Consider the following 17,429-nt stretch of genomic DNA (forward strand, 5'->3'; position numbering starts at 1 on the left):
TATGCAATTTCGGTAATACAAATTATATCACTAATTTTGTTATTGTAAAGAAATAATTTTAGGCACCAATTCGGTGCCCATTAAAGGAGTTTAAAAATAATTATAGCAACCAAAGTTCCTATGATAGCTCCAACTGTTACCTCATAAATGGAGTGTATTTTTCCTTCAACTCTACTTTGTGCTACAACAAAGGCAAGAAAAAAAGCTAATGTTATTATTAAAGTATCCTGCGTTAACAATGAAATTGCAGTAGCAACTCCAAAGGCAACAGCTGAATGCCCGCTTGGCATACCGCCCTTAAGTGGAGTTCCTCTCCCATAAAATGCCTTTATCACTACTGTTATTATAGTTATCAATATTAAACAAATAAAGACTACAGTAGGGTCAGATTGTTTAATTTTAAAGATAACGGTGTTAGTAACTAACTTCAGCTTATCAAAAAACAATAAATAACCAACCAAAACAGAGGTTAAGGCTGAAATCAAAACCGCTCCAGCAGCTACATTTTTTGCAATCTTAGCTAATGGATGATAATAGTTTGCATTCAAATCAATTGTTACTTCTATTGCTGTATTAATCATCTCCAGCACAATAACTAGAGTAATCGTAAAAAACAATAGAAGAATTTCAAACTTGCTTAAATCAAAAAAAAGACTTGCTAATAAAACTAATGTCGCTATAGCAAAGTGGATTCTCATATTTCTTTGTGTCTTTATAGCAAAAATTACACCTTCTATAGCATGATTAAAGCTTTCGGTAATCTTCTTCATCTTCATAAAATTCACCCTTATCTAGTAATACCAAGGGAATGTAGAATTTCTTCTTCCTTTTGCCTCATAGCTTTTCTTTCATCTTCAACTTCATGATCATATCCCAAAAGATGTAAAACACTATGCACAATTAAAAAGGCAACTTCTCTAATAAAAGGATGTTCGTATTCCTTAGACTGTTCGAAGGCTTTTTCAAGGGACAAGACTATTTCGCCAAGGAGCACATTATTTGTTTCTGGATCAAAATCCTCCTCAAAAACTTCATAACTCCCTCTTTCTCTAAAATCAATCATTGGGAAAGATAGAACATCTGTTTCTTTATCAATTTTTCTATATTCTTTATTTATTTCTTTTATTGCCTCATTATCCACCAAATAAACATTTACATCATAATTAAATTGAATCCCTTCATATTTCAAAGCTTTGTCAATAACAACCTCAATCAATTCCCTTAATTCATTTGTAACCTCTATCTTACTTTGATTGTTCTCTATAAACACCATTTTCTTCACCTTCTTCTGTAATTTCCGGATATTCTATTCTGTTATGAAATATCCCTTGTAGAACATTTATAAAGCTAATTTTTATATTCATAATATCCTTAAGAGTTAAACTGCTCTCATCTAATTGTCCATCATTAATTTTTTCTTCTATTATTTTTTCCACCGTTTCCTGTATATCCTTTAATGTCACGTTCCCCAATGATCTTACTGCAGCTTCTACACAATCTGCCAGCATAACTATAGCTGATTCCTTTAATCTCGGTTTTGGACCTGAATATCTAAAGGATTCTGCATCTATATCTTCCCCATTTTTTTTAGCGACAGCGTAAAAATATTTTATTAAAGTAGTTCCATGATGTTCTTCAATTATTTGTTTTATTATATTTGGTAATTTATATTGTTCTGCAAGTTCTATCCCGTCCTTAACATGGGAGGATATTATCATTGCACTTAATTTCGGAGTTAAGTTATCATGAGGATTGTCATTAGTAATTTGATTTTCTTTAAAAAAATATGGTCTTTTTATTTTACCAATATCATGATAATATGCTCCTACTCTTGCAAGAAGGGAATTTGCCCCAATCTTTTCTGCCGCTGCTTCTGCAAGATTTCCAACCAAAATACTATGATGGTATGTACCCGGTGCCTCAAACAAAACTTTTTTAAGGAGAGGCTGATTAGGGTTAGAAAGTTCCATAAGCTTTATTGGAGTTACTACATCAAAAATTTGTTCAAATATAGGCATAATACCAATAGCTAATACCGATGAGAAAATTCCACCAGCAATTGTATAAGACATATTAATAAAAACTTGTGTAAATTCTTTTCCTAAAATCAATCCTAACGACAAAATGATAAGTGAATTTAAAAAACCAATAAGCACTCCACCGAACATCACATTACTTCTATCATGTAGATTATGAACAAAAATTACCCCAAGCAAACCACCTATTAAATATATAAACAATTCTTCTATAACAAATTTAGTTAATATTGCCAACATTAAAATAGAAATAGAAAATATAAAAAAGGCTAATTCATGATCAAATATCATAGTTAATATTATTGGCATAAAAGCCACAGGGATCACATATAAAGATATGTTTTTAGTTGCAGCTATAAGAACAGTATTCAAACATAAAATTAAAAATACTAATGTAAATTTATATCAAAATAAACTCTATTTTTAAATTTATAAAGATAAAATAAAACTAAAAATTCTGTAAGAGTAATTATTAAAATTAAGCTTATATAATTTGCAACATCAGATTTAGAATTATTCTTCAAAACACCTGCTTTATTTAATAGAATAATATGCTGGGCAGTGACTGTTTGGCCCTTTGAAACAATAACTTGATTTTTTCTAATATAAACAGGTTCAACCTGTTTTTTCACAAGTTCCTGTAATTCATTTGTCTTTTTTACATCAATAAACATATTAGGTCTGATAAAATTTTTTGATAATGTCAAAAGACTATTTTTTGTTGTAAAGTCCAGGTTAGACTCTAAAATCCTTTTTTTTAAGTAATCATAAGCATCATTAAAGGATTCATCATCATTTTGTAATATTTCTAAATTTAACAAATCACTTAATCCTTTAGTTAATAAAGTAGAAGCTTCATCAAGTTTAGAACTATCAAGATTCAAAAAATATAATATTATTTCATCATCAACCTTTAAATTTAAATTTGCCTTAATATAGTCAACTTTATTTTCCTCAGATTCATCTCTAACTTTCATGTCTTTTATTAAATCAAAAAATTGCTTAGCTTTATTGATTGCATCCCTTTGAAGATCATTATTTTTAGAATATTGTAATGGAATATTTGCAATTGCCGTTTGAATTTTTTCTTTAGTGGCAATTTCATCGATAAAATCTCGTGGTGACTTTATATCGGCAGGCGATACCTGTCCTTCTTTTAAATCATATTTTTGAGGTATTACACTGTTTACGCTTAAGGCAAACAGAATAATAAAAGTTCCTAAAAGCACACTAAATCTTAAGAAACGTTCATCCTTAAGTATCTTTTGTATATTAAAAGGATTCATGTAATCACCTTTTTCCACTATCGTATTTATCATAGGCTTTAATTATTTCTGTTACCAATCTATGTCTTACCACATCTTTATGTGTAAAATATACAAACTCTATCCCATCGATATCCTTTAGAATATGTGTTACCTGTTTTAATCCGGACATCTTTTCGGGCGGTAAGTCTATTTGAGTTAAATCTCCGGTTACCACTATTCTTGAGCCATAACCAAATCTTGTTAAGAACATCTTCATCTGTTCTGGAGTTGTATTTTGTGCTTCATCTAATATTATAAAGCAGTCATCTAAAGTTCTCCCTCTCATATAAGCTAAGGGTGCAACTTCAATAATTCCATTTTCCATATATTTTTGAAAGGTATCTACTCCTAAAATATCATATAAAGCATCATATAAAGGTCTTAAATATGGATTAATCTTTTCCTGTAGATCCCCTGGTAAAAATCCCAGCCTTTCGCCGGCCTCAACAGCGGGACGAGTTAATATAATTCTTCCTATCTTTTTTTCTTTTAAAAATTTTACAGCCATAGCTATTGCTAAATAAGTCTTCCCTGTTCCTGCCGGCCCGATACCAAAAACAATTTCATTCTTTTTAATCGCTTCTATATATTCCTTTTGGCCAAATGTTTTACATTTTACGTATTTTCCACGGGCCGTAACGATGATGACATCTTCAAGTATTTTTTCAAGATCCTGTGGTGAATCTTCTAAAACAAGGCTTATTATATAGTTAACAGTCTGTAAATTAATAATTTCTCCTCTTTTTGCAATTTCTAAAAGTTTTAAAACGGTTTTTGTAGCAAGTTCTATGTTACCTAATCCTGCAACCTTTACCTCGGTTCCTCTATTTATAATATTCACATTAAAAGTTTGTTCAATAACCTTAATGTTTTCATCAAATTTTCCAAACAAATTCATTACATGCTCCATATTGTCAATTACAATTCTATTTTCTTGTTGCAATTTCTATCCCCCAATCTATTTTATCTCTTCTTCTTTTGAAATCTTTTCTTCCGTTAAAATCAACTTTCTTATCCTAACTTTGTCCTTCATTAATATTTTATCATATTTTCTTTCCAAAATCTTTATATCCTTTGGCATTATTTTTATAAGTTCTTCATCCGCAAGGTTTGTCGCAACATCTATGGCCTCATTATAGGATAAATTTTTGATTTTTTCAATTTTTTCATAGTAGTATTCAGTAACTTTAGTAACCGGTGAATTGAATCCTAACAATTTCACTTGCTCTTTTTCTATTATTTTATCATAAAATTGAAATTTGTTAATATTTGACCATAACTTAATAATTTTATTATTAGGTAAAACAAAATATATGAATTTTTCACATTTGCCAGTTCTCTCAAAGTATCTGTATTTTAAAGGAACTTCCTTTATTGACTCATACCAAGTCTTTGCATAAACTTCCCCTAAGGCTCTTGTAACATCAATTGGTAAATTTTGATGATCCTTTATAACTCCTGAAATCAATATTTGGCCTTTCTTAACAAAATCACCTTCTTTTACTAATTTTTGTCCCTTCAAAGCTATAACTTTTGTTAATATCCCATCCTTAGCAGCCACTATGTTCATTGGTTTTTCTAAATCTAATATAGTTGGAGGCATAGTCCTCTCTACAATCTCTACTTTAGCTTTTGTTCCATCTAAACTAATCGTCACCATAGATAATTCCTTTATGTCCTTTAAAAGTCTATTCTCTATATCCCTAAGATTAATATTCTTCTTATAGGTCCCTACCTTTAATCCAGCTTTATTTAAGGATTTTAAAATTAGCTGATCATTTACTACTTTATTTCCGACTATTTCAATATTCCAAATGATGTTTGAAAAAATATATATCAGTAGAACAAAGATTACTAATCCGATTATAAAAAATATTCTCTTAAATAAACGCCTAAATAAAAAAATAAACCCATTTTTTCTCGCAATTTTAACTCTGCAATGTGTCTTTTTTGCTATATGCCTTATTTGTTTAAAATCCTTTTCTTTCATATTAAATCTCATATTAGTTATGCTAAGCCTTTCTATATCCCACAAGGTTAATCCATTTATTACCGCTAGATTTATAAATTTTTCTGGATTCAATCCTTCCACATCAACAGTTATATAATTTTTATCCATAGGCCCAGCCCCTCATCACTTAATAAATTCTATTACTTCAATTTCCCCCTCCAAAATTATCTCATCTTGTGTGATATATTTTATAACAAAATCCTCTCCTTTTAGTGCTACAGTCCCTATCTTTGAATTAATTCTTACAATTGTTTTGCTGTATTCAATTATACCTTTATGATTTTCTATGATAATTTTATTATTACTTACTATCTTTATTACTGGAACATCTAAAACTATTTCTTCTGGAATATCAAGTGCATCAGAAAATCTTTGTTTTATATCCATATACTCTCCCCTTAAAATTCATCCCATTAAATTTTATGAATAAAATAATCAATATTTGATTATTTATTTTTCAAAAAACTAAAAGACCCGCAATTTGCGGGTCATTATTTCACTGTAAAAACTTTTTTACCATTTCACTAACCATCTTGCCATCTGCCCTACCCTTAACCTTTGGAGCAACAATGGCCATGACTTTTCCCATGTCCTTTATGCTATTTGCTCCCACCTCATCAACAGCACTTCTTATAATTTCAGCAATCTCATCTTCAGTAAGCTGCTGAGGAAGGTATTCAAGCAAAATCTCTATTTCCTTATTAACTTGTTCAACAAGATCTTGCCTGTTCCCCTTTTCAAATTCTTCAAGGGACTCTTTTCTTCTTTTTACTTCCCTTGATAACACAGCAATAACTTCTTCATCATCAAGGATTTTACCATTAGTTTTTTCATCATATAATATAGCAGCCTTAGCCATATTAAGGACGCTTGCTCTAAAGCTATCCTTGGCCTTCATCGCATTTTTCCAATCCTCTTGGATCCTTTCTTTGAGTGACATATTCACCCTTCTTTCATTATTTATGCTTTCTCTTACGAGCAGCTTGTGATTTCTTCTTACGTCTTACGCTTGGGCTTTCATAGTGTTCTCTCTTTCTGATTTCAGCAAGAACACCTGCAGCTGCGCACTTTCTCTTAAATCTTCTAAGAGCGCTGTCTAATGATTCGTTTTCGCCAACTCTTATTTCTGACACCGTTCTCCCTCCCTCCGCTTAACAGAATAAAATAGTGCTGCGATGATAGACGCAAATAGCACATTAACATTATATATTACTAAAGTAAATTTTGTCAATCATAAATTACATCAACCTGGTGGCCATTGCATATCCCGTCCACCTAATAGGTGAAAATGAATATGCATTACCGTTTGTCCTCCAGCTCTATTACAGTTATTTACTATTCTAAAACCATCTTCAGCGATGCCAAGTTCATTAGCTAGCTTTTTAGCAACCATAAACACATGGCCAATTAAATTAAAATCCTCCCCTTCAAGCTTTAAAGCTGATTCAATGTGTTTCTTAGGGACAATAAGAACATGAACTGGTGCAACAGGATTAATATCCCTAAATGCAACTACTTTTTCATCTTCATATAAAATTTCAGTCTTAATGGTTCCATTTGCTATTTTGCAGAATATGCAGTCCATTATTTCACCTCCTCCAAAACTCCAATTGCCTTATTTTCCCTACTTTCTATTATTTTAACATTAATTATCTCTCCTGACAAATCCCTTTGTGACTCTACTCCAACTCTTATATAATTTTTAGTATATCCCCAATTATAACCTTCCTTATATTCCTCAAATAAAACATCCATTACCTTTCCTTCATGTTTTTTTATAAACTCATGCTCTAATATTTTATCAAGTTCAATGAGCTTTTTGCTTCTTTCTTCTTTAATGACCTCTGGGACTTGATTTTTATATTCAGCTGCTTTTGTCCCCTTCCTTGGGCTATATTTAAATATATGCATCTTTGAAAGTTTAATTTCCTTCAAGAATTCAAAAGTCCTTTCAAATTCTTCATCGGTCTCACCAGGGAATCCTACAATAACGTCAGTTGTTATAGAGACATCCTCAAAAACCTCCCTTAAATTATCCACTATTTTTTTATATTCTGAGGTAGTATAATGTCTATTCATCCTCCTTAAGGTTTCATCACAGCCGCTCTGAAGGGATAAATGAAAATGATGGCAAAACTTGTCTATATATTTTAATTTTTCTATTATTTCCTCATTAAAAAATGTTGGATCTACTGAACCTATTCTAATTCTTTCTATTCCTTCTACTTTAGAAATCATTTCAATTACATCTATAAGATTCACATCCTTTAGATCTTTACCATAGGATGCTACATGGATACCTGATAAAATTACTTCTTTATATCCATTTCTTGACAGTTTCTCAACTTCCATTAAAATATTTTCAGGTTTTCTGCTTCTTACTGGCCCCCTTGCATACGGAATTAAGCAATAGGAACAAAATCTGTCGCAACCATCCTGAATCTTTAAAAAAGCCCTAGTCTTATCCTGATATTCATCTATTTCAAGTTCTTCAAAATGTCTAATGCTCATAACATTTTCAACGTGCTTAATTCTCTTCCTATTTTTTAAATATTCATCAACAAATTCAACAATCTTACCTTTATCCTTTGTTCCAACAATTATATCCACATCTTCTATCTTTTCAACCTCTTCAGGTGCCACCTGAACATAACATCCTACAGCAACAACAACGGCATCATTATTCTTCTTTTTTGCCCTTCTTATCATTTGCCTTGATTTTTTATCTCCTATGTTTGTAACTGTGCAGGTGTTTATAACATAAACATCTGCATAATCATCAAAATCCACAACCTCATAGCCGTTTTTAATAAACGTCTCTGCCATAGCTTCCGTTTCATAGGTATTAACCCTACAACCTAATGTATAAAAGGCAACCTTTTTCATCTTCCTCCTCCTAAATCTCCTAGTTCGTATAAAATTAGAGCTGATGTTACAAAACCAGCAGTCTCTGTCCTTAATATTCTTGGACCTAAAGTAACAGGAATAGCTCCAATATCAAGGCAGTTTTCTATTTCCTCCTCTTCAAAACCGCCCTCAGGACCAATAAATATAGCAATATCTTTTATATCCTTTCTATCTCTAAGATCCTTTATGCCCCTTTCTTTTTCTCTTTCATAGGGAACCACTACTAAATCCTTTTGCTTCATTTCTTCAATTGCCTCTTCAAAATTCATGACATCGCTAACAATAGGAACTATGCCTCTATTGCTTTGCTTTGCAGCTTCATAGGCAATCCTTTGCCATCTTTCTATTTTATTTTTTAAATCCCTTCCCTCTACTTTAACAACAACTCTATTAGTTATTACAGGAACAATTCTAACAACTCCTATCTCTACGCATTTTTGAACAATAAGGTCCATCTTTTGTGATTTTGGAAGCCCCTGATATAATGTTATATTAATAGGTGCTTCTGTCTCGTTATCGAAGCTTTCAATTATATTACACACAACTTCCTTTTTATCTGATTTTATTATTTCACAAATATATTCTTTGCCATTCCCGTCGCTAATTTGTATCTTATCGCCGTTTCTCAACCTTAAAACTTTAACGATATGGTCAACATCTTCTCCATAAATATATATATTAGGAAATCTAACTTGTTCTGCTGATACGAAAAACTTGTGCATACTTCATCCCCTCTACATATTTTTTACAACAATTCCTACCCATTCTCCCATTTCTCTAATTTCAATTAAATTAAAGTTATTTCTTTCAAGTGTGGATAAAACATCAGTTTTCCTATCCTTTATAATACCTGAAATTATAAATAGTCCATCCTTCTTTAAAAATTCCTTTGCAGAAGGAGTCATCATAATAATCACATCAGCAATAATATTTGCAACTATTATATCCGCCTTTTCCTCTAAAACATCAGTTAAATTTCCATGCCTTATTTCTACGTTTTCAATGTTATTATACTCAACGTTTTCCTTTGCAGCATCTACAGCTACCTCATCAATATCTACTCCAATAACCTTTTTAGCCCCAAACTTAGATGCAGCAATCGAAAGTATTCCCGAACCAGTTCCTATATCGTAAACTAATTCCCCACCCTTTATGTATTTTTCAAGAAGTTCTAAGCACAAAATTGTAGTTTCATGGGTTCCCGTTCCAAAGGCCATGCCTGGGTCAAGTTCTATTATAATTTCATCTTCCTTTGGAATATATTCCTCCCATCTTGGCTTAACAACAATTCTATTACCTAGTTTAGTCACCTTATAATATTTTTTCCATGAATGAGCCCAGTCCTCTTCGTAAACCGAATTGGTAATTATTCTTCCTTCGCCAATACTAAAACCTTCTTCTCTAAGTTCTTTTAATCTTTCATCTATAAATTTTACTATATCATCAATATTATTATCATCGCTGAAATATCCTTTTACTACAGCTGCCTTGTCTCCATGTTCAAATAAATTCATATCAACATAATCCCAACTTGGTTTACTTTGTTTTTCTAATATATCATTTGGGTCCTCTATGGCTACCCCCTTAACATCTAAAGAATAAAAAATGCCGCTAACCATTTCAACAGCCTCAGGGCTTGTTATTACTTTAATTTCAATCCATTTTCCCTTCATTTTATCAACTCCTTTTTTATTATCAAACATTATATTAATTCAAATATTTAATTACTGCAAGTGTTATTATTAATGTTTAATAGGTAAGCAAAAAGAGAATAAAAAGGGCGGCCGCAATAGCTATTAATGCCAATGCGGCTGCCCCTTTTATACTCCAAATGCATCTTTAAATTTGTCTACAAAGGATTTTTTCTCCGGTGCTGTCTCTCCAAACTCCTCAGCAAGCTTTTTCAATAGCTCCCTTTGGCGTTCTGTCAGCTTCTTTGGGACTTCAACCTTAACTTCAAAATATAAATCTCCCCTTACGCTGCTTCTTAGTTTTGGGATGCCTTTACCTTTTAGTCTAATTATAGTTCCAGGCTGAGTTCCCTCAGGAAGATTGTATTTTTCTTCACCCTCAAGGGTTGGAACTGTAATTTCACCACCTAGTGTTGCCTTTGTTATGCTAACCGGTATCGTGCAATAAATATCGCTCCCCTGCCTCTTGAATATCTTATGAGGCCTTACATTAATGTGCAGATATAAATCGCCTGCAGGACCTCCTCTTACACCTGGTTCACCTTCGCCTCTTAATGGTATTGTCATACCGCTATCAACACCTGCAGGAATATTTACTGAGATTATCTTTTTCTTTCTAACTTTGCCTTTTCCTCCACAAATTGAACAAGGACTATCTACAATCTTTCCCTCTCCATGACATCTATCACAGGTAGTTATGCTTACAAAACTTCCAAAAGGAGTTCTTCTTTCAATCTTCATCTGACCTGTTCCATGGCACTTATCACATGTCCTTGGACTAGTTCCAGGCTTTGCCCCTGTTCCATGACAGGTATCACATGTTTCATACCTGAAAATTTCTACATCTTTTTTGGCTCCAAAGGCTGCCTCCTCAAAGGATAGATTCAATGTATATTCTAAATCAGCACCCCTTTGGGGGCCTGTTTTTTGTTTTCTTGAACCACCAAAGAAATCACCAAAAATATCTCCAAAAATATCTCCAAAACCACCAAAGCCCTCGAATCCTCCAAAGCCACCAAAATTTGAATAATCGAATCCCTGCCCATTAAAATCAGCTGTTCCAAATTGATCATATTGTGCCCTCTTTTGAGGATCCGATAACACCTGATATGCTTCGTTTATTTCCTTAAATTTTTCCTCAGCCTCTTTATTGCCGGGATTTCTATCTGGGTGATATTGAAGGGCTAATTTTCTAAAGGCCTTTTTTATTTCTTCGTCGGATGCATTTTTGTCTACTCCGAGTATTGCATAGTAGTCCTTTGCCAATTGTTTCACCACCTTTCACATACAGAAAAGAGGGATAAAAATCCCTCTTATATTATTTACCGTCCTTTACATCGTAGTCAACCTTTATATCATCGTTTCCTGTATTTTGCTGTTGACTAAATCCTTGATTTGCTCCTTGGTTGTATTGTGAATAAATTCTTGATGAAATTTCATAGAAGGACTGAGTAAGCTCATCTGATGCAGTCTTTATAGCATTAACATCAGTTCCATTCAAGGCATCCTTTAGCTTCTTTATCTTTTCTTCTATCTTTGACTTTTCATCTGCTGTTAATTTATCACCTAAATCCTTTATTGTCTTTTCAGTTTGATAAATCAATGAGTCAGCATTATTTCTGATTTCAATTTCTTCTTTTCTCTTCTTATCCTCTTCAGCATATTTTTCTGCTTCTTTAACTGCCTTTTCAACTTCTTCCTCTGAAAGATGTGTTGAAGCTGTAATTGTAATTTTTGCATCCTTTCCTGTTCCTAAATCCTTTGCTGAAACATTTAATATACCGTTAGCATCTATGTCAAATGTAACTTCGATTTGTGGCACTCCACGTGGTGCTGGTGGTATACCTGATAGAGTAAACCTTCCAAGGGTCTTGTTATCCCTTGCCATTGGTCTTTCTCCCTGTAGAACATGTATCTCAACGGAAGTTTGGCCATCGGCTGCTGTTGAGAATATTTGGCTCTTCTTTGTAGGAATCGTTGTATTTCTTGGAATTAAAACAGTAAATACTCCTCCTAATGTTTCAATACCAAGGGACAATGGTGTAACGTCAAGAAGCAAGAGGTCCTTAATTTCACCTGTTAAAACTCCTGCTTGAATTGCAGCTCCAACTGCAACAGCTTCATCAGGATTTATTCCCTTTGTTGGTTCCTTTCCTGTAAAGTTTCTTACAGCATCTTGTATTGCTGGTATTCTTGTTGAACCACCAACTAATATAACTTTATCAATATCATTGATTGTAAGTCCTGCATCCCTTAAGGCATTTCTCATAGGCTCAATAGTTGCTTCAACAAGATCTGCAGTTAATTCATTGAATTTTGCTCTTGTTAATGTCATGTTAATATGTTTTGGACCTGTGGCATCAGCTGTTATGAATGGAAGATTTATCTCTGTTTGAAGCATTGATGAAAGTTCTATCTTAGCCTTTTCTGCTGCTTCTTTTAATCTTTGGAGTGCCATCTTATCGTTTCTTAAATCTATTCCTGTTTCAGCCTTGAAAGTATCCATAATATAATCCATTATTCTTTGGTCAAAGTCATCACCACCAAGGTGGGTATTACCATTAGTTGCCTTAACTTCAAATACTCCATCACCTATTTCAAGGATTGAAACGTCAAAGGTTCCGCCACCAAGGTCATAAACTAAAATCTTTTGATTTTTATCCATTTTATCAAGTCCATAGGCTAGTGATGCTGCAGTTGGCTCGTTTATTATTCTCAAAACTTCAAGCCCTGCTATCTTACCTGCGTTTTTTGTAGCCTGTCTTTGGCTGTCGTTAAAATATGCAGGAACTGTAATTACTGCTTGAGTTACAGGCTCTCCAAGATAAGCTTCAGCATCGGCCTTTAGCTTCATAAGTATCATTGCTGAAATTTCTTCTGGGCTATATTCCTTATCGTCGATTTTAACCCTATAGTTTGTTCCCATGTGCCTTTTTATTGATATCACTGTTCTTTCTGGATTTGTTATTGCTTGTCTTTTTGCAACCTGACCTACTATTCTTTCTCCATTTGGTTTAAAACCTACAACTGAAGGAGTTGTTCTTGCACCTTCAGAATTTGGAATAACAACTGGTTCTCCACCAATCATGACAGCAACACATGAGTTGGTAGTTCCAAGGTCAATACCTATAACCTTACCCATTTCTTCTCCTCCCCTTTCTTAATTTGCTACTTTAACAAGACTGTATCTTATTATTTTATCTTTATATTTATATCCTTTTTGGAACACTTCAACTATGATGTTTTCATCATAGTTTTCATCTTGAACATGCATTATAGCATTGTGATAATTTGGATCAAATTTTTCTCCTTCTGCTTTTATTTCTTCTACTCCCATTTTTTGAAGTGTATCTTTAAATAACTTCAAAGTCATTTGTATACCTTCAACTAAAGGATTTGACTCATTATCTTCAACATGTGCTACTGCCCTTTCAAGATTATCAAGGACAGGCAATAATTCCTTAATTGCATCTACAAAGCCATCTGTATATATTGTTTCTTTCTCTTTTTGAGTTCTTTTCCTAAAATTATCAAAATCCGCCATAGTCCTTTTCAATAGGTCTACATAACTTTGGCACTCATTTTCCTTATCTGAAAGTTTTTGTCTCAGCTCTTCTATTTCTTTGTTCTTGTCGTCTAATATTTCTTTTTCCTCATTAACTTCTTGACTTAAATCTATATTCTCCTCCTTCGTTTTTTCATTTTGTTCGTCTTTTTCTAAAATCAAGTTATCTTTTTCATTCACATTTTCATTTGTCATAAATTCACCACCCTGTTAGAAGGAATTTCTTAATATGTCATTTAAATTATCTGCTATAAACTTTAGTATTCCGATTACTTTGGAATAATCCATCCTCGTTGGTCCTATAACTCCAATAGTGCCCACAACTTTATTTCCAACCATATATGACGCTCTTATTATGCTGCAATCTCTAACTTCATCATTGTTGTTTTCTTTACCAATTGAAACCTTAAGGTTTTCTCCATCATCTGAGAATATATCAATAAGGGTTTCCTTTCTTTCTAATAATGATAAGAAGTTTTTCGCCTTGTTTATATCATTATACTCTGGATATTTAAAAATATTGGTTGTTCCTTCTAAATAAATGTCGCAGTCTACTGATTTTAAAGAGTCATATAAAACAGGAATAATAGCATTTAATATTTCATAATACCCTCTAAGTTCCATAAGAATTTGATTTATAACTGAAAGATCTATCTGTTCTACTGTTAGATTTCTTAATTTTTCATTGAGCATATTGTTTATTTTTAATAGTGTATCATAATCTATTCTTCTCGGCAGCTTAATCAAAACATGTTTAATCACAGCAGTATCAGTAACAACTATTGCTAAAACATCATAATCGTTAACTTGAACGAGCTGTATTGATTTTACTGCACTTTTTTTGACCGAAGGCGATAAAACTGCCGCTGTATATCTCGTAACCTCTGACAAAAGTTTAGTCGTTCTTTTTATTATATTATCTATCTCACATATAGTTGCAAATTGCAATATATTTTTTATTTCTGAAGCCTCTTCAGGCGTTGGATCTTTTATGTTTATAAGCTTATCTACATAGTATCTATATCCTTTATCTGAAGGAATTCTTCCGGCTGATGTATGTGGTTGCTCTAAATATCCCAATTCCTCTAAATCTGCCATTTCATTTCTTATGGTGGCGGAGCTTATACCCATCTCATATTTTTTTGCTATGGTTCTTGATCCTACCGGTTCTGCTGTTTCAATATAATCATCTACAATTGCCTTTAGTATATATCTTTTTCTTTCGCCAAGATCCATGCTCCCACCTCCTCTCTTATTAGCACTCTTTAATAGTGAGTGCTAACTCTAAGATAAAAAATATCACTATCCTTTAAATTTGTCAATATATTCTATTAAAAATTCTTGTGATATAAAAAATAATCCTTTTTATAGCATAATAATATTTATGCCATAAAAAGGATTATCACAATATTTTTATTCTAATGTAAACTTATCATTCTTCTGTCCAAGAAGCCAAGCATATAAATCTTTATTTCTATAAGTTTCAGTCCAAGAATCATGCCCTGCGTCTGGATATACGGTAAATTTAACATTTCCATTATGCTGCCTTAAAACATCCACTAATTCTTTAGACATTTCAATAGGAACTATTTCATCCTTTGCACCATGAAATGCCCAAACAGGCACATCTTTAAGAACTTTAATCCTTTCAGGGAATCCTATTTTGGGAACCGTCCCACCGCAAATAGGAACAATAGCCGCAAAAAGTTTAGGATGAGCCTCAGCAAAATGCCAAGTTCCAAAGCCACCCATGCTTAACCCTGTTAAATAAATCCTGGATGTGTCTACATTATATTGATTAATAACATGCTTAACTAGTTCAAATAGTGAATCTATTTCCATATACCACATAGAGTTTGTTGGGCATTGCGGTGCAATAAGAATAAAAGGAAAATACTCTAATTCATTAATAATATTGGGTAGTCCCTGTCTTTTAACAAGTTCCAAGTCTTCCCCACGCTCTCCCATACCATGTAAAAATAAAATAAGCGGCCATTTCTTGTTTTTATCTTTTTCATATCCTTCAGGCAAATATGCTAAATATTTTAATTTCACCTTTTTTATTATTTCACCTGAAAACTCCTCATAATTACATTTCAATATTTTTACCCCCTTTACATTTATACCAAAATCTATTTTTAAATTCTTAAGGCTCTATCTAAGTTAGCATATAGCTATTTTATTTTTACCCTTCGATTTGCCTTCAATATATAAAGCAGCATCAGCCTTATTAAGCAATTCCTTTATATTATTTGCATCTTCTGGATACGAAGCTATACCACCTGACACTGTTACATTAATTGAATTACCGTTTATAATAATATTTGATTCTTCGAGCTTTTCTCTTATTCTTTCTGCAATTATGTATGCCTGTTCCTTTGATAGTCCCTTTAATATGATTAATATCTCCTCTCCTCCAAATCTACAAGCTATGTCAGTTTTTCTTATAACTTTCTTAATAACATTTGCAAATTCCTTAAGAACCTGATCCCCTGCTAAATGTCCATACGTGTCATTAACCTTTTTAAAATCATCTAAATCAAAAATTACAATAGAAAAGTTTACATTTTGTTTTATTAAATTGTCTATTTCTTTATCTAACACCTTTCTATTATATAGGCCTGTTAATGGATCTATCTCAGCTTCCTTTTTTATATCCAAAAAATATCTATAATTAGAAATTGCTAATGCCATTTGTTTTGAAAGTATATTTAATGGATCTTCAATGTCCTGCAATAGTAAATTTGACATGCTAATTCGTCCTGCTAAAAAGATTAATCCCTTCACTTCATCCTCTACAACAATTGGAACGAATACAGCAGATTCACACCAATTTTGAAGTTCCCCTACAATTGAAATATTTTTATCTCTTTTGGTATTTTTGCTAATATATATTTTCTTGTCTAAAATTCTTTTTATAGTATTGCCATTTTTAATATTAAGGTCTAATTCGTTTAAAGGAAGTTCTATAGGTAGATAAAAAGAAATAGGGATTGCAAAATCATCATTTTTATAATCGAAAAAATATATTGCAGCAATATCATAGGGTATTATTTCTTTTAAATTTATTAAGAAATAATCACACTTTGTTTTTAAATCGCCATATTTAATTAGGTCCTCACTTATAATGAGCAATTTTTTAATTATTGCATTTTTAAACTCCAATCTTTTAAAAAGATAAAAGGTATAACTTAATATAACTAAAATAACAAATATTAAAACCGTTCCTAATTTACCCGAGCTAAAACTTATCAAGCATAAGGATATCGACAGCGTCACAGCAATAATATAGTCCGTAAGTAAAATTTCCAAATCAAAGGCTTTAAATATAGATAGCCTCTTTCCATCCAAAATAATTTCAATGTATAATAGCAATATATTAAAAGTCAAGAAAAGAAGCTCAAACAATGCTGCAGACAATACAATATCTTCTAAATAAGGCAAATTTGCAAAACTAGATAATAAGTTGCTTATTTTACCCGATAAAAAAACAATTATTGCAAACATTGAGGTATTTACCAATAATTTATCTAAATTAATATCTGCTTTCTTATAATAAAACGTATTAATAATAAATGTGGTGATACTATAAAGGGTTTCAAACAAAATCGCATTATAAAGTCCAGAGGTTAAAAAGATGAAGATGGTTATTGTTTCCGTAAAGTCGAATCTAATATCTTTAACAAAAAGGGTAAAATAATTCATAATAGATGCAACAAATAAGGCAAAAAAGAAGAAAAACAAATCGCGAAAACTAATTATATTGATATTAAAAAGAGACTTTATGATAACTATCAATCCTATTGTAATAAGCAAAATTCTATAAAATCTTTTCTTCTCCATTTTATCACCTGCAAGAAAATATTTACTTAACATCGATAAATAATATTCTACATAAAAAAGCCAATTCCT

19 protein-coding genes are annotated in these 17,429 nt (G+C 32.0%); all 19 read right to left on the reverse strand.

The window, feature by feature from the left end:
* Positions 1-80: 80 nt before the first annotated feature.
* Positions 81-776, reverse strand: a complete 696-nt coding sequence (locus tag Q3V94_RS05145) for a diacylglycerol kinase (RefSeq protein WP_008907872.1) — start codon at positions 774-776, stop codon at positions 81-83.
* Positions 777-787: 11 nt separating this feature from the next.
* Entirely contained in the window at positions 788-1,273 is a 486-nt protein-coding gene (gene ybeY, locus Q3V94_RS05150; protein ID WP_303525718.1) for an rRNA maturation RNase YbeY, read from the reverse strand.
* Positions 1,245-2,408 carry an HD family phosphohydrolase gene (locus Q3V94_RS05155; RefSeq protein WP_303525720.1) on the reverse strand — a complete coding sequence of 388 codons (1,164 nt, stop codon included), beginning with the start codon at positions 2,406-2,408 and terminating at the stop codon, positions 1,245-1,247. The genes ybeY and Q3V94_RS05155 overlap by 29 nt, the downstream gene beginning before the upstream one ends.
* Positions 2,409-2,425: 17 nt before the next feature.
* Positions 2,426-3,322, reverse strand: coding sequence for a hypothetical protein (locus Q3V94_RS05160; RefSeq protein WP_303525722.1), 897 nt, complete (start codon positions 3,320-3,322; stop codon positions 2,426-2,428).
* Between the two features lie 4 nt (positions 3,323-3,326).
* On the reverse strand, positions 3,327-4,253 hold the full coding sequence (locus Q3V94_RS05165) for a PhoH family protein (protein WP_303525952.1): 927 nt from the start codon (positions 4,251-4,253) through the stop codon (positions 3,327-3,329).
* Between the two features lie 48 nt (positions 4,254-4,301).
* The gene (gene yqfD, locus Q3V94_RS05170) at positions 4,302-5,462 is read right to left on the reverse strand and encodes a sporulation protein YqfD (RefSeq protein WP_303525724.1); all 1,161 of its coding nucleotides are present in this window, start codon (positions 5,460-5,462) and stop codon (positions 4,302-4,304) included.
* A 15-nt stretch (positions 5,463-5,477) separates the two neighbouring features.
* Entirely contained in the window at positions 5,478-5,741 is a 264-nt protein-coding gene (gene yqfC / locus Q3V94_RS05175) for a sporulation protein YqfC (protein WP_303525727.1), read from the reverse strand.
* 109 nt (positions 5,742-5,850) lie between these two features.
* Positions 5,851-6,294, reverse strand: coding sequence for a GatB/YqeY domain-containing protein (locus Q3V94_RS05180; protein WP_303525730.1), 444 nt, complete (start codon positions 6,292-6,294; stop codon positions 5,851-5,853).
* A 16-nt stretch (positions 6,295-6,310) separates the two neighbouring features.
* A complete protein-coding gene (gene rpsU / locus Q3V94_RS05185) occupies positions 6,311-6,487 on the reverse strand; it encodes a 30S ribosomal protein S21 (protein WP_008907865.1) in 177 nt (58 codons plus the stop codon).
* A 110-nt stretch (positions 6,488-6,597) separates the two neighbouring features.
* Positions 6,598-6,942 carry a histidine triad nucleotide-binding protein gene (locus Q3V94_RS05190; protein ID WP_303525954.1) on the reverse strand — a complete coding sequence of 115 codons (345 nt, stop codon included), beginning with the start codon at positions 6,940-6,942 and terminating at the stop codon, positions 6,598-6,600.
* Positions 6,939-8,240: a tRNA (N(6)-L-threonylcarbamoyladenosine(37)-C(2))-methylthiotransferase MtaB gene (mtaB, locus tag Q3V94_RS05195; RefSeq protein WP_303525735.1), complete on the reverse strand. Its 1,302-nt coding sequence runs from the start codon at positions 8,238-8,240 to the stop codon at positions 6,939-6,941. The genes Q3V94_RS05190 and mtaB overlap by 4 nt, the downstream gene beginning before the upstream one ends.
* Positions 8,237-8,983, reverse strand: coding sequence for a 16S rRNA (uracil(1498)-N(3))-methyltransferase (locus Q3V94_RS05200; protein WP_274767859.1), 747 nt, complete (start codon positions 8,981-8,983; stop codon positions 8,237-8,239). The genes mtaB and Q3V94_RS05200 overlap by 4 nt, the downstream gene beginning before the upstream one ends.
* A gap of 12 nt (positions 8,984-8,995) precedes the next feature.
* On the reverse strand, positions 8,996-9,934 hold the full coding sequence (prmA, locus tag Q3V94_RS05205; protein WP_303525738.1) for a 50S ribosomal protein L11 methyltransferase: 939 nt from the start codon (positions 9,932-9,934) through the stop codon (positions 8,996-8,998).
* Between the two features lie 147 nt (positions 9,935-10,081).
* Positions 10,082-11,218, reverse strand: a complete 1,137-nt coding sequence (gene dnaJ, locus Q3V94_RS05210; RefSeq protein ID WP_303525956.1) for a molecular chaperone DnaJ — start codon at positions 11,216-11,218, stop codon at positions 10,082-10,084.
* Between the two features lie 52 nt (positions 11,219-11,270).
* Entirely contained in the window at positions 11,271-13,094 is a 1,824-nt protein-coding gene (gene dnaK, locus Q3V94_RS05215; RefSeq protein WP_303525741.1) for a molecular chaperone DnaK, read from the reverse strand.
* 18 nt (positions 13,095-13,112) lie between these two features.
* On the reverse strand, positions 13,113-13,712 hold the full coding sequence (grpE, locus tag Q3V94_RS05220; RefSeq protein ID WP_303525744.1) for a nucleotide exchange factor GrpE: 600 nt from the start codon (positions 13,710-13,712) through the stop codon (positions 13,113-13,115).
* Positions 13,713-13,727: 15 nt separating this feature from the next.
* A complete protein-coding gene (gene hrcA / locus Q3V94_RS05225; protein WP_303525747.1) occupies positions 13,728-14,753 on the reverse strand; it encodes a heat-inducible transcriptional repressor HrcA in 1,026 nt (341 codons plus the stop codon).
* Between the two features lie 177 nt (positions 14,754-14,930).
* Entirely contained in the window at positions 14,931-15,617 is a 687-nt protein-coding gene (locus Q3V94_RS05230; RefSeq protein ID WP_303525748.1) for a prolyl oligopeptidase family serine peptidase, read from the reverse strand.
* Positions 15,618-15,680: 63 nt separating this feature from the next.
* A complete protein-coding gene (locus tag Q3V94_RS05235; protein WP_303525750.1) occupies positions 15,681-17,393 on the reverse strand; it encodes a GGDEF domain-containing protein in 1,713 nt (570 codons plus the stop codon).
* Positions 17,394-17,429: the final 36 nt, after the last annotated feature.

It is taken from the genome of Caloramator sp. CAR-1, from assembly GCF_030546345.1.
GTDB classification, from domain to species: domain Bacteria; phylum Bacillota; class Clostridia; order Clostridiales; family Caloramatoraceae; genus Caloramator; species Caloramator australicus.